The 22,095-nt window shown below is 48.0% G+C and carries 14 protein-coding genes; 13 read left to right on the forward strand and 1 reads right to left on the reverse strand.

Annotated elements, in window-relative coordinates; genetic code table 11:
* Window positions 1-164: 164 nt before the first annotated feature.
* On the reverse strand, window positions 165-1,676 hold the full coding sequence (locus J2Z66_RS11335; RefSeq protein WP_209971514.1) for an SGNH/GDSL hydrolase family protein: 1,512 nt from the start codon (window positions 1,674-1,676) through the stop codon (window positions 165-167).
* A 641-nt stretch (window positions 1,677-2,317) separates the two neighbouring features.
* Between J2Z66_RS11335 and J2Z66_RS11340 the strand changes: the two genes are divergently transcribed.
* The 13 genes from J2Z66_RS11340 to J2Z66_RS11400 all read left to right on the forward strand — a co-directional run bounded on the left by J2Z66_RS11340 (window position 2,318) and on the right by J2Z66_RS11400 (window position 22,035).
* Window positions 2,318-4,108 carry a sensor histidine kinase gene (locus tag J2Z66_RS11340; RefSeq protein WP_209971515.1) on the forward strand — a complete coding sequence of 597 codons (1,791 nt, stop codon included), beginning with the start codon at window positions 2,318-2,320 and terminating at the stop codon, window positions 4,106-4,108.
* Window positions 4,101-5,738 (forward strand): response regulator, encoded by a 1,638-nt coding sequence (locus tag J2Z66_RS11345; RefSeq protein WP_209971516.1) that lies wholly within the window; start codon window positions 4,101-4,103, stop codon window positions 5,736-5,738. Before J2Z66_RS11340 ends, J2Z66_RS11345 begins: the two co-directional genes overlap by 8 nt.
* A 116-nt stretch (window positions 5,739-5,854) precedes the next feature.
* Window positions 5,855-7,525, forward strand: a complete 1,671-nt coding sequence (locus J2Z66_RS11350; protein WP_209971517.1) for an extracellular solute-binding protein — start codon at window positions 5,855-5,857, stop codon at window positions 7,523-7,525.
* An 82-nt stretch (window positions 7,526-7,607) separates the two neighbouring features.
* Window positions 7,608-8,504 (forward strand): ABC transporter permease, encoded by an 897-nt coding sequence (locus J2Z66_RS11355; RefSeq protein ID WP_209971518.1) that lies wholly within the window; start codon window positions 7,608-7,610, stop codon window positions 8,502-8,504.
* An 18-nt stretch (window positions 8,505-8,522) separates the two neighbouring features.
* Window positions 8,523-9,404, forward strand: a complete 882-nt coding sequence (locus J2Z66_RS11360) for a carbohydrate ABC transporter permease (protein ID WP_209971519.1) — start codon at window positions 8,523-8,525, stop codon at window positions 9,402-9,404.
* 38 nt (window positions 9,405-9,442) lie between these two features.
* A complete protein-coding gene (locus J2Z66_RS11365) occupies window positions 9,443-10,660 on the forward strand; it encodes a glycosyl hydrolase family 28-related protein (RefSeq protein ID WP_209971520.1) in 1,218 nt (405 codons plus the stop codon).
* Window positions 10,661-11,315: 655 nt separating this feature from the next.
* Window positions 11,316-13,283: a putative phage tail protein gene (locus J2Z66_RS11370; protein ID WP_209971521.1), complete on the forward strand. Its 1,968-nt coding sequence runs from the start codon at window positions 11,316-11,318 to the stop codon at window positions 13,281-13,283.
* Between the two features lie 42 nt (window positions 13,284-13,325).
* On the forward strand, window positions 13,326-14,705 hold the full coding sequence (locus J2Z66_RS11375; RefSeq protein WP_209971522.1) for an ABC transporter substrate-binding protein: 1,380 nt from the start codon (window positions 13,326-13,328) through the stop codon (window positions 14,703-14,705).
* A 34-nt stretch (window positions 14,706-14,739) separates the two neighbouring features.
* Window positions 14,740-15,711, forward strand: a complete 972-nt coding sequence (locus J2Z66_RS11380; protein WP_209971523.1) for a Gfo/Idh/MocA family protein — start codon at window positions 14,740-14,742, stop codon at window positions 15,709-15,711.
* Between the two features lie 88 nt (window positions 15,712-15,799).
* Window positions 15,800-16,921, forward strand: a complete 1,122-nt coding sequence (locus J2Z66_RS11385) for an ABC transporter ATP-binding protein (protein WP_209971524.1) — start codon at window positions 15,800-15,802, stop codon at window positions 16,919-16,921.
* 28 nt (window positions 16,922-16,949) lie between these two features.
* A complete protein-coding gene (locus J2Z66_RS11390) occupies window positions 16,950-20,105 on the forward strand; it encodes an extracellular solute-binding protein (protein WP_209971525.1) in 3,156 nt (1,051 codons plus the stop codon).
* A complete protein-coding gene (locus J2Z66_RS11395) occupies window positions 20,092-21,117 on the forward strand; it encodes a carbohydrate ABC transporter permease (RefSeq protein ID WP_209971526.1) in 1,026 nt (341 codons plus the stop codon). The genes J2Z66_RS11390 and J2Z66_RS11395 overlap by 14 nt, the downstream gene beginning before the upstream one ends.
* Window positions 21,118-22,035, forward strand: coding sequence for a carbohydrate ABC transporter permease (locus tag J2Z66_RS11400; protein WP_209971527.1), 918 nt, complete (start codon window positions 21,118-21,120; stop codon window positions 22,033-22,035).
* Window positions 22,036-22,095: the final 60 nt, after the last annotated feature.

Here is a 22,095-nt window from a genome sequence, read left to right on the forward strand (position 1 = left end):
AGTGGTAACGTCCGCCTTTAAAGATTTGTTCCTACCTCCTCATCTTACCCATTCAAGGGAACAAATCTTTAACAGCGGCTGGAGCCCACAGCCATTCCCTCCCTCCATGCACTATCGTCCCGAACACGCACCTCAAAGGACGCCCCGCAAGGATCGTTTCCAAACTACCAAAGCAAATCCCAAACACCAGTCAAACCTTTAGCAATAAACGCATTTGCAAAAGGGCTTGGATGAATCGCATCATCAAATAGTAAATCGTCATCCAATTGGCCTGCTTCGACCTTATCGACAAAAAACTGACGGAAATCGATGATTCCATAGCTGTGCTCGCTGCAATATTGTTTGACCGCATCATAATACTGATCATACGAAATAGGCAGGGAGGGGGCTCCTTTGAATTGGATGTTTTGATCCCCTAACGTGGTGAACATCAGTACATCCATTTTACGTTCGCCCGTTTCGTTCAGATGTCCGTTCAATTTTTGGATAAGCTCCGTTAAATGACTCGTAAATTGGGCAAGCTCCGTCTGGCGCAAATATTCGTTCACGATGGGCGCTTGAATGATAACGAGGGTCGGAGTAAAGGGCACGTAATTCAGCAAATGATCGACATGGGGATGAGGGCCGTCGTTGTAGCTGTGGGTGTTGTCACCGAGCCATTGACCGACAGTATGTCCGCCCATCGAAAAATTGCGAATTTGGTTGCCATCAAAGACGACCCCGCGAATGAGCAAAGCTGGGGTACCCAACTGGACTTCGTCTATGCACAATCGCTCGGCCTTCTCACTAGCACCTGCATAGCTGAACGTTAATGTTCCCTTCTGCTTCACCCCATAATCGATGCAATACACGGTTTCCTCCAACCCGTCAGCGGCATAAGTATCGATCCAGATGCTTTTCACTGCATGGGTTCCAGCTTGACCATTCCCATTCTCGTCCCCATTCCCAACTACATCTACATCCTGAACCTTGCCACCTTCTTGTTCTCCCAGCTCGAGCTTGTTTCCGGAAATTACCCTAAATACTTTTGGGTAGTCAGGAGGACTGTCGTAATAAGGCTGTGTTTGCAAGGCAACTTCAAGCTTGGCGCCATGTGGGCCAGCCAACACTGCGATAAATAGCTCTCGTGCATGCGCCTCCATTTCGATCCGGCATACGGCATCAGTCAGCTTTTCACTACCTGCATCTCCGGGAGCCATTACACATACAGAAGCATCAAATTTAGACGCCTCCGCCAAATATCCCAAATCGGTAACGGCTTGCTCATCCCCCAGAGCGGTCGCAGCATAAAACCCTTTCGCGCTGATGGGCTTAGTCAAATCTATTTGGGCAGTTTTAAATAGACCGCTGATCGGAGATACTTGCTTGGACAAAAAGGGTACTAGTGGCGATGGATACATTTCAAGGTTATGGCGGACGTGAGCAGCTAAACTGGCGTAATACCCCTTGCTGTAAGGATAGGCCATATGGGAGGAATAATAGCGTGAAGTATCGCTATCGGTGCTGCCTTGACCCCAGCTGTGGCTATCCCCGAGAAGCACGATTTCGCGTTCTACGGTTTTCTTCTTCCTGCGGTTTTCCGTTACCACCGGGAAGCTGGAGGTTTGTAAATGAGCAGCATATGTATGTAAAAATGAAAGCATACTTACAGGGTCATTTCCATCATGTATGGGCATGAATAATGCCTCCTTCATTTTTTGTATATTCCATTTATTATAATGATGGATTTAGTATAGGGGAGAAATGGCTAGAAATCAACAATAAAAAGTATACAAATGATTGTTGACAATAAAAACTGACTACTGGCTTATCACGGAGCCTGGTGTCCGGGTTTTTAAAAGAAGTTTAAGTGCTTTATAGTGATTAAGCGTTAAAGAAGGGTTCCGAAGCAACCCGCTCTCTGCCGAAATGAGCGTGTGCCCCACTTAACGATGTTTTTCATCGTTAAAGCAAGCGTTCCAGGTCATTCCGTCACGTTAACGATGATTTTCATCGTTAAAAGAGGATGGATGGCCTCTCAGGGGGGATAAAAGGGACGATGTTTTTCATCGCTAAGTAAGGATGTGGAGCGGACCTGATGCTTTTAACGATGAAAATCATCGTTAAAGTGGCAGGCCCTTCTCAGCTGCACGCGTTCTTCAGTCCCAGCGGCTTGGCCTGCGGGGAAATCTCCTCAAATCCTTAAGTGAAATGGCTTTGGAGCTCTCTCACCCAAGGTCGTTCACGAGTCCTTTTTACATCGACAAATGTTATCTTGTCAATTAGAATATAAGCAGTATCGGCGATCAGACGTTCTAGTGTTCGAAGGAGGAAAGCTATGAAGCTTTTTCGTATCCATTCAGTTACTATTTTTCCTAAATTAGTTGTGACTTTTCTGTTGGTTGTCGTTCCGCTTTATTTAGTTAGTTTGGCTGCTAATGAGTCAGGGGCGCAGGGAGTGAAGGATGAGGTCGAACGATCGCTTGTTTCGCGGGTTCATTTTTATTTAAGCTCATTTGATGCTGAGTTCAAACGGATTATTCAAATGCGCAATGAGTATGTTTTTGACAGCGATTTGCAGGAAATTAGCGTCATAGCTCCAGCGATGACTGATTTTCAGTTTTCTCAGAGTGTGAGCCGGATCAGAGAGAAGCTCCGCTTGTTGAAGGTATCGAGTCTGTATGTACAGAATGTGGAGGTTCATATCCCTTCTTTACACAAGACTATATCGACTACTGGTTTCGTGGACAATATACCGGAGCAGGAATTGGATCTTTTGCAACAATCGAGCGGCACCTTGGATACGTCCATTCTGAACCGGGAAGAGCAGTATTTCATTGGCGGCGTGTATCCTCTGCCTACGATGAGCAGTGCTGAAGCGATTTATTTAATGAAGGTGCAGTTGTCCCGCGAGAAAATACAGCAATCTCTGATTGAAATTAATGATAGTTTGAAGGGCGGGGTCATCCTGCTTGATAATGGCGGCAGTTGGTCGATTTCGAGTAAAGATGAAAGCGCATTTGCTGCGGAGCTGCAAGCTTTCAGTGAGGTCGTGCCACAGCCTGGCAGTATGAATACGGAAACAATTCTTCAGGGAAGCAGGACGGTCAAATACGAGGGGAAAAAGTTTCTTGTCATTTTCGAGCGCTTCTCCACCTTGAACACCACACTGCTTGTGTATGTGCCAGAGGAGGAAATTATAGGGGCCATCAAAAAGAGCCGAACATGGCTCTGGATTGTTTCGGCCACTTCCATTGTAGTCGTAGTTGTTTTTTCTTACTGGATTTATCGTCTTATTCATCAGCCTATCCGCCGAATGGTTATGGCTTTCCGGAGGGTGGAGAAAGGAGATCTTGGCATTACGATCAATCATAAGCAGGAAGACGAATTCGGGTATATGTATATGCAGTTTAACGCGATGGTCAGCAGACTGCAGGTACTGATTCATGAAGTGTATGAGCAAACGATCCGCACCCAGCGGGCTGAACTGAAGCAGCTGCAATCGCAAATCAACCCGCATTTTCTGTATAACAGTTATTTTGTTCTATACCAGATGGCCCAGCTTCGTGATATCGACAATGTGATTAACCTGACTAAGCATTTGGGCGAATATTTTCGTTATATCACACGCAGTGCCATTGATGATGTCCCGCTTTCGATGGAGCTAAGGCATACTTATGCTTTTGTGGAAATTCAGATGCTGCGCTTTGGCAAAAGAATGAGCACTCATTATGGAGAGATTCCGGCGGTTTGCGAAGAGATTTACGTTCCGAAGTTGATTATACAGCCAATCATTGAGAACACCTATGAACATGCGCTAAGGGATAAAAAAAGCGGGGGACTCGTGCAAATAGAGATTGTCCTGCAGCAGCCTGAGCATATTACAATTGTGATTGAGGATAATGGAGATAAGATAACGGATGAAGACATTCAAGCGCTCAAGCGGCAATTAGAGCAGACGGATGGAATCAATGAAACGACAGGCATGCTGAACGTGCATCGCAGATTGCTGCTGAAGTTTGGGAAGCCATACGGCTTGACGCTTTATCGCGCAGCTATCGGGGGCTTGGGTGTTCATATCACAATTCCGCTCCGGCCGCCCAATTCTAAGGAGGAAGCAAATGTATAGATTATTAATTGTTGATGATGAGGCTTTTATTGTGGATGGCCTGGCGAATTTTTTCACCGAGTATGAGGGTCTGGAGCTTGAGATTTATACAGCTTATTCTGCGGATGAAGCGCTGGAGTGGCTGAGGCGGACCCAGATTGATATTGTGCTTAGCGATATTCGCATGCCTGGGATGTCGGGCTTTGAGCTGCAGCAGCAAATTATGCAGTTGTGGCCGCTTTGCAAAGTCATCTTCCTGACGGGATTTAATGATTTTCAATATGTCCAGACAGCGCTTAGACAAGCCAGCGTGGATTATATTCTGAAAACGGAGGAAAATGAAACGATTGTTCAAGCTGTGAAGAAAGCCGTGCTGAGTCTGGAGAGCCAGTTTGAAATGGAGCGCTTGCTTCAAGAGGCACGCAGCCAGCGGCAAACGGCCATGCCCTTGTTGCAAAAGGAGTTTCTGATAGACTTGCTGCAAGGGGAAGTCCGCGAGCCGGCATTGGCCCAGCACATATACGAGCTGCAGCTTCCAGTCGATGCGGGGCTTCCGGTGCTGCTGCTGCTTGGGCGTATCGATGATTGGGATAAACGGAACCAGCGTGCAGATCAATCCCTCCTCTTATATGCCGTGCAGAATATCTCCAATGAGTATTTGTCCCCGGCATCCCGACTGATATGCGTAACCTATGACCGTTCGCGTCTCGCTTGGCTTATACAACCATCTGGAGATGCGGATTGGGAAAGGACTGTGCGCTATGTAACCGGCATGATGGAGAAAATTCAGATGGCATGCCGCAGCTTTCTGAAGCTGACCGTCTCGCTGCTGGTCGCACAAAGTCCTGTTCCCTGGCAGCAATGCGCGGAGAAATTCCAGACACTCCAATCCTTATTTTATATGGATTACGGGATGAGGCATGAACTGCTCTTACGGGAGGGTGCATTGGGGCCAAAAAGCCAGCAGCAGATAGCGAACGTAACAGGACGCTTAACATTAAATAAGCTTTCGCTATTAGAGACATACCTGGAAACGGGGCAAAAGGAGCAATTTCACAGCCTGTTCTCGCAGCTGCTGAAGCTCGTGCCGGCGGCTGGGGATGAATCGGCTGGAGTGAGAATGCAGTTCTATTACATGGTCATAGCCATCTATTTCTCCAGATTAAACCGCTTGGAATCGCTGGCCGAGTTTGCTACCCGCTTTGACTCCGCCCGTCTGACCAGACTGGAGGACTACCGCAGCTGGGATGAAGCGATGGAGAGCTTGCTCAGCATAGCGGGCTTTTTATTCGATCAGAAGCAGGATCAATTGGCTGAACGGGAGCAGGAAATCGTTAATATCATTAAGATGTATATTGAGAAAAATATGTCGGGCGATCTCTCCCTAACCCGTATCGGGGAAGTCGTAGGCTTCAACCCGTCCTATCTTTCGAGGCTGTACAAGCAGCTGACCGGAGAAGGACTATCGGAGTATATTGTCGAGGTTCGACTTGCCAAAGCCAAGGAGCTGCTGCAGCAGCAGCATCCCAAGGTTCAGGACATCAGCGAAGCGCTGGGGTTTGATTCGGCCACTTACTTTGGACGTTTTTTCCGCAAGCTTACGAACATGACCCCGACCGAATATCGGGAAACTTTCATCCGCCGGGAGTAAAAAAGTAAACGTAAGTCGATCCAAGTAGAGAGAATCCGATTGTTGCAGGAATGGCCTCCCCCTATAATAGAGTTGTAAGCTTACATCAAAAATGATTGAAAAGGGGTCAAACACCTATGCAAAGAAAGAAATACCGGCCATTGCTGATTCTGTCCATAGCTTGTATGCTTATCGCTTCGACGGCTTGCAGTAAGAACGAGAAAGAAGCGGCAAACACCGCATCTCCTGCACCAACTACTCCAACATCGGCAACCGGGCAGCCTGTGGAAGCCATCGATCCGCTGGGTAAATTCGACCCGCCAATCGAGGTGACGTCTGTTCGGGACGTATCCGCTTCTACACAATTCCGCCCGGGTGAATCGATCAGTAATAATGTATGGAGCCGGGAATATGAAGAAAAGCTTGGGATTAAGGTCAAGTATTTATGGACGACCAATGGCGACTATATTCAGAAGCTGAACGTGTCGATCGCATCCGGTGAGCTCGCAGATATATTCGGCGTCAGAAACGTTCAACTGAAGCAGCTCGTAGAAACGAATCAGTTGGAGGATCTGACAGAGATTTTTGAGAAATATGCGTCTCCCCTAACCAAAAAGATAATAAACGAAGATCCGCGCCAATTGAATTCGGCGAAATATAACGGCAAGCTGATGGGTATTCCTCATGTTGGATCACCTTCCGACTTCTCGGAAGTGCTGTGGATCCGTGCGGATTGGCTGAAGAAGCTGAATTTGCCGGAGCCAAAAACGATGGACGATGTGTTCCGTATTGCTGAGGCTTTCGTTACCCAGGATCCGGATGGCAATAACAAAGCGGATACGTACGGTTTGGGTATGACTTCCGGTCTTGCAACACTGAAAGGCTTCTACAACGGTTATCACGCATACCCTTACGCCTGGATTAAGGACGAGACTGGCAAGCTGGTCTACGGAAGCATTCAGCCGGAGGTCAAGCAGGCGCTCGGCAAGCTGCAGGAAATGTATAAGAATAAATGGATTGACCGGGAATTCGCGGTTAAGGATCCGAACAAAGCGATCGAGCTGCTTACCTCGGGCAAGATTGGCATGCAGTATGGAGCTTGGTGGAATCCGACATGGCCACTGCAAATGAACAAAGACCAGGATCCGGATGCGGATTGGAAATCCTATGGGTTACCGTCCATTGATTCCGACACGGCCAAGCTTCAGCTTGATTTTCCGACAGGAGAGTATTACGTTGTGAAAAAAGGGGCAAAAAATCCCGAGGCCGCTATTAAAATGTTGAATCTGATGGTGGATCACGCTTTTTCGGAAACAGCAGACATAGAGAACTTTTTTATCGCGAATGATGGCTTTTTATATAATAATTATCCATTGCTATATGTGGCTCCCGTTAACGGGAATTTGAAGATTCACTTGAATTTGACCAAAGCGCTGGAAGCGAAGGATCCTTCTACTTTAAACTCGGAGGAAAAAGGGTACTATGACAAGATCATGGCTTACCGTGGCGGAGATAATAAAAATTGGTACCAAGAGGGCATGTATGGCAATATTAGCGCCTGGCCCAGTGTGAAGGAAAAGCTCGACCAGAACGCGATTCAATATGAAGAGTTTTATGGAACGCCAACGAAGACGATGGGTCAAAAAGGCGCAGTGTTGGCGAAAATGATGACTGAAACCTTTACCAAAATTATTATGGGCGAAGTTCCGCTCGATGATTTTGATACATTCGTAAAAAATTGGAAAAATCTTGGCGGCGATGAAATTACGAAGGAAGTTAATGAATGGGCTGAGCAGCAACAGCAATAATAGAGGTAAAGTAGTTAAGGGAGGGCAATTGACCTTGTCCCTCTCTTTTCTTTGACTTTTTTGATGGAAGATGGTGGAAAAGATGGACAAAAAGTTGATGAAACAGCTTCCGCTGCATATGATGCTGCTCCCCGGCATTATTATCGTGCTTATCTACAGTTATGTGCCTATGGCTGGTGTTGTGATTGCCTTCCAGCAATTTGTTCCTTCGAACGGCTTATTCCGCTCCGAATGGATTGGCTTTGAAAACTTTCGTTATGTGTTTACGATGCCTGATTTTTATCTGGTGCTGAAGAATACGGTTTTCATTGCTTTTATGAAAATTACAGCCGGCTTGTTCGCGCCAATCGTAATCGCCATTTTATTAAATGAAATTAGTGTGCGATGGGTGAAAAAGAGCTTTCAAACATTGGTCTATTTGCCGCATTTTCTATCATGGGTTATCCTTGGGGGCATTCTGGTTGATCTGTTGACGCCTTCAGGAGGGCTAGTTAACCAATTTCTTGGTATTTTTGGCATTGAGCCGGTTTTTTTTCTGGGCAGCAACGACTGGTTTCCCTTTGTTATTGTGATATCGGACGTATGGAAAGAGTTTGGCTTTGGTACGATCATTTACTTGGCGGCTATAACTGCCATCAATCCATCGCTGTATGAGGCAGCAGTTATCGATGGGGCTAACCGCTGGAAACAAACTTGGCATGTTACACTGCCAGGCATGCTGCCCATCGTAGTATTGGTCGCTACATTAAGCTTGGGTAACGTGTTAAACGCCGGGTTTGATCAAATCTTCAATTTGTACAGCCCGATTGTTTATGAGAGCGGAGATATTCTGGACACCATGGTATACCGGATGGGGCTTGTCGATTTTCAGTACGGTCTGGCTACGGCAATCGGTACGTTCAAATCGCTTGTGTCTTTGTTATTTATCGGAGTTTCTTATGGTTTAGCTTATAAGCTTGCTAACTACAGGATTTTTTAAGAAAGGGATGTAGAGGTGATGGTGGATCGCTCCAAAGCCAGATTCGTATTTCAAATTGCAAATTACGTCTTTCTGACGATTCTTTCTTTTCTGTGTCTATTTCCGATGATTCATGTGATTGCCATTTCACTTAGCTCCAGCAGTGCTGCCGGGGCAGGCCTTGTGACACTATGGCCGGTTGAGTTCACATTGAAATCATACAAGTTTATTTTATCCAAACCGGAATTTATGCGCTCGATCTGGATTTCTATTGAACGTGTCTTTCTAGGCACGTTGCTCAATATGTTGTTCACGCTAATTATTGCTTATCCCTTATCCAAGGACAAGAAAGATTTAAAGTTCAGAATGGGCTATGCCTGGTTTTTCGTATTCACTATGCTGTTTGGAGGCGGGCTTATTCCGACCTTTATGGTCATTAAATATACAGGGCTGCTTGATTCCATTTGGGCACTCGTCATTCCTGGGGCCGTACCTGTATTTAATGTGATCCTGCTCTTGAATTTTTTCCGGGGCTTGCCCAAGGAGTTGGAAGAGTCGGCATTTATAGATGGAGCGGGATATTGGTCCGTATTGTGGAAAATTTATTTGCCATTGTCTCTGCCAGCGCTTGCGACAGTAGGACTGTTTACGATTGTCGGACACTGGAATGCCTGGTTTGACGGATACATTTATATGAATTCACCGGATAAGCAGCCACTGGCGACTTATTTGCAATCCGTACTTAAAGGCGTTGATTTATTAAAAGTAACGGGGCAGGACGTGAAGACCCTCGCAGAGGTATCTGACAGGACAGCCAAAGCGGCACAAATATTCGTCGGAGCGCTGCCGGTGCTGATGATTTATCCTTTTTTACAAAAATATTTTGTCAAAGGCTTGGTATTAGGCAGTGTCAAAGGGTAAAGCTGAACATTATCCAATTTGAGGAGGCCAGGGATTAAATGAACACATATACGATAAACGTAAAGAATTTCGGAGCGATGGGTGATGGAACTACTGATGATACGATGGCTTTGCAAAAAGCGATCGACACCGCAGCAGCCCAAGGAGGGGGGACGGTGTATGTTCCCGCCTCCACCAGCGCATATCCAATCTCATCAACGCTCTTTGTGGAAGCTAACATTACACTTTATCTAGACAATGGAGCTGTTATTTACTTGCAGGATGGCAGTAACTGTCCAATGCTGAGCAATAAGTACAGAACGAGCCCGGATCAGTTAGCGATAACGGATCATCATATTTCTGTGATCGGCGGTGTTTGGGACGGGAACGGATCACGTAATGAACGGATTGCTGCGGATGGAAACCTGAATGCAGGCTTTGCCTTTTTTGGAGTCCGCCATTTGTTGATACGGGATGTTACTGTAAATGCGACTGTACTTTATGGGATTTTTATTTGCAATTGGGAAGATGTAAAGATTTCTAATGTGGACATCAATCAGACGAATCTTAACAATCAGGATGGCATCCATTTCCAAGGCCCTGGAAACCACGCAATTGTAGAAGATATTTATGCGTACACCTTTGATGATGCAGTGGCGTTTAACTGCGACGACGTACCAAGCGGACCTTATGCAACAGTCGGAGATCAGAGTCATATTCAAATTCGTAATATTACTTTTCGTAAATCGCTAAATGGCATTCGTCTGCTATGTGCCAAGCACTCTCTGCGCAAAGTCACTGTATCGGGGTTAAGAGGCGAGGTGACAGACAATGTTGTCGCGCTTAGCAATTATCAGCTGGGTACAGGCGGGCAATTTCAGGACATTCTGATTGAAGATGTCAAGGTCGATGCCAGTGGTGCACATTGTAATTTCATGAATGAATATGGTGGCTATATTACGATTAATGATCATGTCCGCAACGTGACGGTCCGCAATGTTCATCGCCGGGATGAGGATGGCAGGGCAACCGTTCGGGTGCAGAGCAGGGCTGACATTCAAGACCTGTTGATTGAAGATGTCATCACCTATGGCGATGGCCTTCATTCGGAGTATGGAGCTATCAGGCTTGAAGCCGGATCCAAAGTGAGGAATGCGACCGTCCGTCATTGCAAGCTTTACAACAATCCGGAACTTGCGGGAAGCCGTCAACTGATCGATACAGCCGGGTCCAGGGTGGGCATGTTGTTAATGGACTCCTGTATGATTCATCAATAAATTTATCAATGAATTAAGGCTCAACCTAATAATCAGTGCTTGACAGTCAAGCTAACATTCGATGGCGGTTAAATGCTACGAAAGTGCCAGCGTATCGGCGAGGGTAATACGGGCGCTAATGGTCACCGCAGTCCGTAAGAAGCGGAAATGCAGCGAAATGAGATTGTAACGGTCACGGATGCCCCTTACAGGCTGAAAAGGGGGCGATTGTGGGGAAAACCGCCTTCTAATGGTCGCGGATGTCCATTAGAATTGTGAATATGTAAAAATCAGTCTCTAAAGGCCAGCGGTGACCGTTAGAGATAGGTCCTTTCCGTATCTGGAAGAATGGAAGATATCTTCCGTCGTTGTGATATACGGATTCTGCATCGGTCTATTCCTCTTTTGTTGTTGGGTAGGACATTCAACCGTACAGGATTGGCAGATGTTTTTCCAGTTTTAGCTATCCATTCATTTGTCAAGCACTTATTGGGGTGTTAAGCCTAAATTTATCAATGAATCCACCCATACATTTATCCATACATTCACCAATATGGTAAATGAAAGACTGAAAAGTAAAGAGAGTCTGATTGTTGTTCATATTGGTTAAATCTATAATAAAAGTTGTTACCTGGAAAAAAATTTTGGGTGAAAAATTTGAAGGAGGTTAATGACTGTGAAACCAAATGAATCTACGGAGGAAGAGTTGGCAGACAAGGATGCTGGTGCTGTACCTGCAAATTCATCGATGGTGAGCCGAAGGAAATTATTAAGTGCTATGGGGTTGGCCGGGGCGGCAGCTGCAGCTGCCGGGATGGGGTTAAACGGATTTGTGGGAACGGCTTCGGCCAAATCACCGCACGTCGCTCTTCAGAGTAAGGTTGAATCGGCGTCGTCGATCACGTATTTACAGAGCGCCACGACCAGCGATTATTACCATGTTAGTGTTGCGGCGTATCACACTGGAAGTGAGCTCGGCGGCGGACTGTTCTATTGGGACGCCACGCGCGCGAAAAGTCAGCATAATGGCGGCACGATCATCAGTCCAACCGTTCCGTGGAACGGGCAGTACAGCACCTTGGCTACCTATTTGGCCGGCACCGGTGAGACACAGCCAGCGGGTACAGGCTGCTGGCTGCGAATGGTCGATGACTCCATTTCATCTGCGGATTTTGGAGCTGCTGCAGGGCAGAATATTACAGCGCCTATGCAGGCGGCGAGCGAAACAGCCACGGCATTGTCTGTGCGGATGTTTGGCGGCGTCTCAGGAAGCCTGACTGGAGATGTGCTGCTGCCGAAGATGTTTGACGGAGCTGGAGCCCAGTACACGGGCGGGCGCTTGATCGTCAGGATGACCAAATATGCGGATATCTGCAACTTTACCTGCAGTGAGCTATTAGCGCAAGCTGTCTGGCATGCCAATATCCGTTCCATCCAATGCGATACGTTCACTGTCGACGGCTATGATGGAGATTGGGGCTCGTTCTGGAATAAATTCGAGAATATCCGGTCCGGACAAATTGTGCTGGACTGTCAGGCACAAGCTGTCAACGCCAATGAATTTCTGAAGTGCAACGGCAATGCTGAATCCGTATACGGGCTGCTTATCACGGACCGTGGAGCGCCTGGACCGGCAACGTCCGAGGCACACGGCAACAACTTTATCGGCTGTGATTTCTCTGTTTCACTCGGAGTGCATAATGCAACGCCTGCTCCGCAGCAGAATATATTGACGAACTGCTACCTGGAGCGGGGAGCGCTTGTCAACGGAAACTTCCTGATATTAGGTATGACGATGGACGGCAACTCGCCACCGGCGGTATCCCCGTTATGTCACGTTATCGGCATGACACAGCAGAACGCGGCAACCCGGGGGGATATGCTTTCGCTTGCGCTCAGCAACTCGGCAATTGGCGGAGATTGGTCTGTCCGGGACTCTAACGACAAGCCGCCAGCTTTCTCAGCGTCCTTCCCTTCTGCTACAACGGCATTGTCCAGCAGCCCTTACGGCTACAAAGCTGCATATGGAGGCACGGCCACTGGTGCATGGCAGTTCATGGATATCAACTTTGAGGTCAGCACGAAGGAGTTTTCCTCCACGATTTGGCTTTACAGTCCTACTGCCGATTTGCCGGTAGCTATTGTAGTTGTCGACAAGGCCAATAATGCAGAAAGCTACAGGGACACCAACTTTTATAACTATGGCGGCGGCTTTTATCTACTGCGTATTTCAGGAAAGATGACCGGTCCTGCAGGGATCATTCGCTTACTTTATACGACTGGCAGCTCCTCCACCTTTACTGCGTACCTGGGCAGTGTCTATATTTCTGCCTACAAAGGTGCACCACTTCCTTATTATGCTGTATCCGCATCTCCAGTGGAAAGTATTGTTTGCGGAGGAGCTGAAATCAAGCGTGGAATCAAGGAAGTGCCTCTAACCAGCAGCGGCTACACCGATGTTACAATAACTTTCGGAGCCGGGTTTTCTACCACACCTTCATTTACATACTCGCTTTGTCCGGCAAGTGCGTATTATGGAAACCTTAGCAAATCAGAGCTGCACAGCGTTACCCCGCAATCTGCTGTTGTGCGAATCTATTATACGACTGGCTGGGCTGGCGAAATGCATTGGCAGGCGGTCTAGTACTGAATATGTAATCGCTACCAATCTAAGGGGGATCCAAATATGTGGAAAAAAGGGATACAACACTTTATGTTAGGCATTCTGATGATTGCCGTTTTAGCGGCATGCTCAGGAAATGGCGGTAAGGAGAGTACTCCAACTCCGGCTAATAGTGAAAACACGCAAACAGAGGGGAACAAAGAAGGGCAGACTGCCGCACCGACGGATGCGCCTAAAGAGCCTGTAGAATTGATTATTTCATCAACTACAGGCGCTCCGGTTGAAGCTTTCGATAATGCTGTTGGAAACGTTCTGCGCAAGAAATTTCCGCAATACAAGATCACTTATATTTCCAATCCAACGCAAAGCTTTGATGAGCTGCTGGCACTTAATAAAAAAATTGATATCGTGTATCACGCGGACAGATGGTACTTTGATATGCTGGAAAAATATGATTTGCAATTTGACATGACAGATTTACTTGCCAAGCACAACATCGATTTGAATGCTTTTGATCCTGGCCTTATCCAAGGTCTTAAAGCTTCAGGAGGAGGCAAAATCTACGGATTGCCTGCCTTCAGTTATGTTGAAGTTCTGCACTACAACAAAGAAATCTTTAAGAAATTCGGTGTTCCGTTTCCGAAAGACGGGATGACCTGGGATGAAATTCTGGATATCGCACGCAAGCTGACCCGAGAAGACGGAGGCACCCAATACCTTGGACTTCTTGCCCATATGGGTCATTTCCTGAGTATGAACCAATTATCGCTGCCTTTTGCCGATGCAGATCTGAAGCCAACCTTTCTCAGTGATGATTGGAAAAAGATTCTCGACACCTATGTGGTTCGTCCGGGGCAGGATCAGGGCTACCAGAAAGCGGTCAAGGACGCAGGCGGCTTTGGGGATGGCTGGTTAGGGTTTGATTTCTTTACCGCCAAGAAGAATTTGGCTATGCTCGTATTTTTCTCTGATGTGTCCAAAGAAATTCCAGATCAAATGAAAGGTGTAGATTGGGATTTTGCTGCACTGCCAACCTTTGCTGATTTGCCTAATGTGGGATCTCAGGCTATGAGTACCGTTTTCGGTCTCACCAGCACAACCCAGCACGTTGAAGAGTCCATGGAAGTGCTGAGCTATCTCGTATCCAAAGAATATCAAATGGAAGTGTCGAGAAGCGGCTCCATTAGTGTACTGAATGACGAAGAAGTGAAAGCCGTATTAGGCAAGGACACCCAATTCCCTGATAAAAACTGGGGAGCATTAACCTACAACAAAATTGCTCCACTAGCGCCTATTCCTAAATATTGGACAGATTTTCAAAATATTTTGTTATCCAAAGTACCGGAAGTCATGAATGGCAATCTAGACGTGAACACCGCACTTCGTGAAGCGCAGGAGTTTGCTGAAAAAACAATGGCGGAGAAGCCAAAAACCGGCAATTAACTAGACCGGATACGAGGAAGGAATACGATTATCGATGAGTGTACGTATTGGATTTATTGGAGTTGGCGGCATGGCCAAGTATCATATACAAACTTTAAAGGGGATTGAAAACGCAAACATTGTAAGCGTCTACGATGTGAATCTGGAAGCAGCTGTTCAGGCTGCCGAATCGGTTGGAGCTTCTGTTAAGGACAGTGCAGACGAGCTCTTGGACAGTGCTGCCATTGATGCTGTGTTTATTTGTACGCCGCAGTTTGCCAGAGGTGAGCTTGAAGAAACGGCTGCCCGCCGGGGCATTCACATGTTCGTCGAGAAGCCGCTGGGTTTGGACATGAATATCGTGCAAAAAAAAGCGCAGATCATCCATGATTCAGGTGTCATCAATGCGAGCGGTTATTGCTTGCGTTACCTGGATACGGTTCGCAAAGCCAAAGCGTATTTGCAGGGACGGTCAATTCATATGGTTCAAGCGAATCGTTATGGTACGAATCATCCAGCCAAATGGTGGAGAACACTGGAGCAGTCCGGCGGCCACTTGGTCGACGCCGTCACCCATCAAGTGGATATGATCCGCTTCGTGGCAGGCGAATTCCGGGAAGTATACGCCAAATTCGGACGCACGAACATTCAGTTTCAATATCCTGATGCGACGATTTACGATGCTGGCTCGATATCCTTCTCCATGGATTCCGGGGCTGTGGGCAGCATAACCGAATCCTGCATTTCGCCTTATCATGCTGACGCTGAAGTGAAAATATTCGGCCGCGATTTCTTCGTCCATTTAAGCAACAATGGTACCACTCTATCGATTATGGATGAAGAGCAGAAAATAACAGAAACGTCAGAGATCGATTTTTATCAAGAACAAAACAAGACATTCGTAAACGCAGTAGCTTCCGGGGTGCAGGATCAAATTTTGTGCAGCTTTGCTGAAGGTGTGAAAACGTTGGCGGTATCTCTTGCAGCCAATCAATCTGAAGAAGAGCAGAAGAAAATTGTGTTGTAAAGTGGATCCTTAATGCTGTTCGTACGGGAGACAAAATTATTTTTTTGTCTCCCTGTTATGATTTTGAAGGTTACGGGGGTACTCATATATGGCGCGTATATTGTTCAATCAAGTATGCAAGCAGTACGAAAAGGACAGCCAGCAGGTAGTCAAAGATTTCAATCTCGAAATCGCTGACAAGGAGTTTATGGTTTTTGTCGGTCCATCGGGATGCGGGAAATCGACGACGCTGCGGATGGTGGCCGGACTGGAGGATATTAGCCGGGGAGAAATTTATATTGATCAAGTGCTGATTAATGATTTGCCTCCCAAAGATCGCGACATTGCTATGGTATTCCAGAATTATGCCCTCTACCCGAACATGTCTGTTTACGAAAACATCGCATTTGGATTGCGGCTGCGCAAGCTGCCGAAGCATGAAATCGATTTGAGTGTGAAGCGGGCGGCGCGTGTTCTTGAGATTGAGCCCTTTCTGGAACGCAAGCCGAAGCAGCTGTCTGGCGGCCAGCGTCAGCGGGTGGCGCTGGGACGGGCGATCGTTAGAAATCCTCAGGTGTTCTTAATGGATGAACCGCTATCTAATCTCGATGCGAAGCTGCGCGTGCAGATGCGCACGGAGCTGATCCGGCTGCATAAGCAACTCGGCGTTACGACCATCTACGTCACGCATGACCAGACGGAAGCGATGACGATGGGCAATCGTATTGTCATTATGAAGGACGGCCTCATTCAGCAGGTGGATACGCCCGAAGGCATATACAACAATCCTGCCAACACCTTCGTTGCCAGCTTTATCGGTTCGCCTCCGATGAATTTCATCGATGGCAAAGTGCTGGAGAATGGGCCACGGCTGGAGTTTCATACGAACCGCTTTTCTCTTGAAATTCCCGATGGCAAGGCACATGATCTTCGCAAGGTCAATATGGTCGGCAGACCCGTAACTCTGGGCATTCGTCCAGAAAATTTAAATGTTGATACCATCACGTTCGAGGCATTCCCTAACAGTGTTATTCCTGGTATCTACAAGCTAAGTGAATTGATGGGGGCTGACCGTTTCCTTTATCTTGATATTGCAAGCGGAGCACAGCTCATCGTACGCACAAATCCGCGAAACTGCTGGGACGAGGACGAGAAGCTCACTGTGGCAGTGGATATGCACAAGGCACTGTTTTTTGATCGGCAGTCTGGTGTAAGGCTCATTGAACCGTAGAAACTTAGAACCATGGAAGTAAAGAAACATGAATCATAAAACCATGGGAGTAAAGAACCATAGAATCAAGCAAGGGGGACCTCGTGTGCTCATTCGCAGGAAGAAATCATTTCGTATTTCCGCTGTACTGCTGGCGGCACTCGTCCTGGCCTGCTCCCCCGGCATCACGCCGAAGGCCGAACGAGCTTCCTATGCAGCCGAACAATCCGGACAAACAGAGCCATCCAAGCCATCTGAGCAAACAGATCAAACAGAGCCATCCAAACCATCTGAACAAACAGATCAAACGGACCGCTCCCCGAAGCAAGCTGCTCAGCCTGACCCCGACAGCAGGATGAACGTCCAGATCGATCAGTTCGAGCCGTATTACTCGGAGGTGCTGGCTGCTTGGCAAAAGCAGGGTTATGCGGATGCCAAGGATGAAATCATGGTGAACGGGCGGGAGATTAGCTCGCAATCTGACTATAAGCTGGCGGAGGTAGGGGCTTACGAGGGCAAGGATCAGGTATTGATCTGGAAAAGCAACCGGGATAACTGGATCGAATACCAGATTGAAGTGGCTGAATCCGGCTTGTATGAACTGGAGCTATCCTATCATCCTTATGATGCAAGCTCCTCAAGCTCCTCATCATCAACAGGGGTGAACCGCCGGCCTGTAACGCTGTCCATTGAGGTCGACAGTGCGTACTCGTTCCGGGAAGCACGGGCTGTCTCTTTTCGCCGATTGTTTAAGGATGAGCTTCCGGTTAAGCGGGACGCAAATGGGGATGACATCCGCCCAAGGCCGGTTGAAATCAAGAAATGGATCAAAGAGCCATTCCGCGATTCAGGAGGCATGTATACAGAGCCGCTGAAATGGTATCTCGGTTCAGGTGTACATAAGATTCGCCTCACAGGCAGCGAGCCTGTTGTCATCGAAGCGCTGCGCCTCAAGCCTACGAAGCAGCTGGAAAGCTACGAGCAGACAGCTGCCAGCTATCCGGCAGGAGGTGTTGTGCAGTCCCAGGAGCCAATTATTGTTCAGATGGAAGAAATGGCTGCCAAAAACGATGTCTCCATCCAAATACAGTCGAACAACGATTCGAAGACTTATCCCGATGCGGGTGGACAAATTCGGTTTAATGCTGTCGGAGCGGAGAGATGGGCAGGCGGCGGGCAAAAAATATCATGGACCTTCACCGTGCCGGAAAGCGGCCGCTACAAAATGGCCATGCGTGCTTTCCAGGGCTACAGCTCCAACAAGGCCAACTACCGGACGATTTATATCGACGATAAAGTGCCGTTTAAGGAGCTGCTGGCGTACAGGTTTCCGTATTCAAGCAAATGGAGCGGGACGATATTGCAAAAGGACGATGGGAACCCGTTTGTGTTCTATTTGGAAAAGGGCGAGCATGTGCTGACGATGGAAGTCACGATTGCCCCGTTTCAACCGGTTATTGCCAAGACGGATGAAATCAATAGACTGCTGCGGGAGATCGCTCAGGAGCTGAAGGCCGTAACGGGCGGGCAGGTGGACAAAAACCGGACTTGGAAAATGGAAACGGAGTATCCTGAGCTGCCTGGCAAGCTGCAGCAGACTTATGAGATGATGCAGCAAATGGCCGGGGAACTGCTGCAAGCGAACGGCAAGCGTGACAACACGCTGCAATCGCTGGGAACTGCTATGAAGGATATGGAGCAATATCTCCAATACCCGAACGAAATTCCTTACTATGTGAATGAAATTGCTGCTATGCAGGAGAAGATGGGCGCGATCCGCGAAGCGCTGATCAAGGCTCCTCTGCTGCTGGATCAGCTTTATATCGTTCCGGCGGAGGGCGAGTTTCCAAAGATGGTCGCAACGTTCACGCAAAAAGCGGGTGCGATGATAAAAAACTTTTTCCACTCGTTTCTGAAGAAGGACGATCTCAGCAATCTGGAGGAAGATGCCTTAAACGTGTGGGTATTTCGCGGACGTGATTATGTGAATCTGCTGCAGGAGCTGGCGGACGAAATGTATACGCCGGAGTTTGGGACGAAGGTGAAGATCAACCTGCTGCCGAGTGAAAACCTGCTTATTTTGGCTAATGCAGCCGGATTGATGCCAGACGTAGCGCTTGGTCAGCCGCAAGACAAACCGGTAGATTTCGCGATGCGCAATGCGCTGCTGGACTTGAGCCAATTTGCCGATTTTCCGGAGGTGGCGAGCCAGTTCGCCCCGGGAGCGCTGCTGCCTTATTACTATAATAAGGGGTACTATGCTCTGCCGGAGACGCAATCGTTCCGCGTACTTTTCTACCGCAAGGATATACTTAGCCGATTGAATCTGAGCCTCCCGGAAACGTGGGAGGATGTATATGGGATGATTCCGACGCTGCAGCAGAACGGTTTTAATTTCTATATGCCTTCAGGGGATTACCTCCATTTTTTCAATCAGAACGGAGCGGACGTGTTCACTGAGGACGGGATGAAGACGGCACTCGATACGCCGGAGGCTTTCAAGGGATTCAAGCAGTGGACCGACGTGTTTAACATTTATGATATGGATCCGGCAGTCTCGAACTTTTATCAGCATTTTCGCAAAGGCGATATGCCGATCGGGATTGCAGACTATAACATGTATGTCATGATGTCGGTCGCGGCTCCGGAGCTGACGGGCTGGTGGGGCATTGCGCCGCTTCCAGGCGTTAAGCAGGCTGACGGAACGGTAGCCCGATGGGCAGCCGGAGGCCAGACCTCCGCGTTTATTTACAAAAACACGACGCGTAAAGAGGAAGCGTGGACGTTCGTGAAGTGGCTGCTGTCTGCAGATGTGCAGGAGCGTTACGGGGCTGATCTGGAGGCATTCAACGGCATAGAATTCCGTTGGAATTCTGCTAATATCGATGCGTTTACCCGCTTGCCCTGGCCGAAGGAAGACCAGAGCGTCATTCTGGAGCAGTGGAAATGGTATAAGGAAATGCCCAGTTTGCCGGGTGCCTATTATGTGGGCCGCGAGCTGACCAACGCATGGAACCGGACTGTCGTAGACGGGATGAATTACCGCGAATCGTTAGAGCAGGCTGTCGTTGACATTAACCGCGAGATGCTGCGCAAAGAGCAGGAGTTTGGATTTGTTAACAAGGACGGCAGCATCGTAGATACGCTCCATTGGCCACAGGTGAAACAACCGTGGGAAGGAGTGGATAAATATGCTGACCAATAAGGCAGGAGCGGAAGTTGGGCTGCCTCAAACGCATAAGCCATTAAATAATCCATCAAACAATCCATCGAACAGTCCGACAAACAAGCCGACGGGCCGGTTGAGATGGGTCCACCTCTTGAGAGAGATTTGGAAGCACCGGCTGTCTTATGTGTTCATTGCTCCATTTGTGTTTTCGTTTACCGCATTTATTTTTATCCCGGTCGTGATTGCAGTATTTCTCAGCTTTACTTACTACAACGCGCTGGAACCGCCGAGATTTATTGGCTGGCAAAACTTTCAGTATTTGCTGTCGCAGGACTTGATATTCCTGAAGTATGCGCTGCCCAATACGATCAAATTTGCCTTGATTGTCGGGCCGTGCGGGTACGCTGCCGCCTTCCTGCTGGCTTGGCTTATTTCGCAGCTGCCTAAGTATGCGAGAACCTGGTATGCGCTCGCGATCTATACGCCGTCACTCACCTCAGGGATCGCCATGGGTGTGATTTGGGTACCGCTGCTTTCGGGTGACCGGATCGGTTATTTGAACAGCTTCCTGCTCAAGATCGGCATCATCGAGAAACCGATTCTATGGGTGAGCGACAAGGCATATTTAATGGGCTCGATGATTGGCGTGACACTGTGGTCGAGTATGGGGATTGGCTTTCTTGCCCTGCTCGCGGGCATTATGAACGTCAATCCGGAGCTGTATGAGGCTGGACGCTTGGACGGAATCAAAAGCAGGCTGCAGGAAATATGGTACATTACGATTCCTTCCATGAAGCCGCAAATGCTGTTTAGCGCTGTAATGGCGATTGTCGGTACATTCAAGGCGGGGGCTATTGGCACCGATTTATCCGGGCAAAATCCAACGCCGCAATATGCCGGACATTTATTGATGAATCACATCGGCGATTATGGAGAAATTCGCTTCGAGCTCGGCTATGCTTCGGCCATTTCTATTTTTTTACTGGTGATGATGGTGATGTCCAATAAGCTGGGCAATAAGCTGTTCGGCTCCAAAGGAGATGAGTAAATGGCTGTGGGGACTAAAGGCTTCTCGCTGTCAAGATTGCGTACCAGGATTTGGCCGAAACGAATAAGCAGACTGGGTAGGGCTGAACCCTTTGAGAAGTTTCTGTACGTACTGTTGACGCTGCTCAGTGTATTTATGCTGATGCCGCTCGTTTACATTTTCAACCATGCTTTGAAGCCTTACCATGAGTTATTTGTATATCCTCCGAATGTCTTTGTAAGGGAGCCTACCCTGCAGAATTTTACGGATTTATTTCTTCTTACAGGTTCCTCGGTTGTGCCGGTAACTCGCTATATGTTCAATAGTATTCTGGTCACACTGCTAACCGTTGTTCTTGTGACTATCATTAGTGCTATGTGTGCGTATCCGCTGTCCAAACACCGTTTTCCGGGGAGCAAGCTATTGTTCGCTACCATTTTGCTGACGCTGATGTTCGTGCCTGAGGCAGTGAGTATTACGCGCTACCTGGTTGCCGGTCAGATGGGCATTATGAACAGCTACTGGGGGCATTTGCTGCCGCATTTGGCGGCTCCAGTCAGTGTGTTTCTTATCAAGCAGTTTGTCGATCAAGTGCCGAATGAGCTGCTGGAGGCGGCCAAAATGGATGGTGCCGGGGAATTTATGATCTTCCTGCGGATTGTCATTCCAGTCGTGATGCCAGCTATTGCCACAGTTGCTATTCTGACTTTCCAGGGAACGTGGAACAGCACGGAAACGTCAGCTCTGTACATGCAGGACGAAAGTATGAAAACCTTCGCGTTTTTCCTTTCCACGATGACGGGCGGACTGGTGAACAGTGTGGCTCAGCAAGGAGCGGCAGCGGCAGCGGCGGTCATCTTATTCCTGCCCAACCTGATCATCTTTCTGTTTTTCCAGCGTAAGATGATTGCTACGATGGCGCATTCCGGCATCAAGTGACTTTATGTGCGGTAAGGCTAATCAAGGCTAATCACTAGGGGGAAGTATTGGGGGATTTAC

The organism is Paenibacillus eucommiae (assembly GCF_017874215.1).
GTDB lineage: Bacteria > Bacillota > Bacilli > Paenibacillales > NBRC-103111 > Paenibacillus_AI > Paenibacillus_AI eucommiae.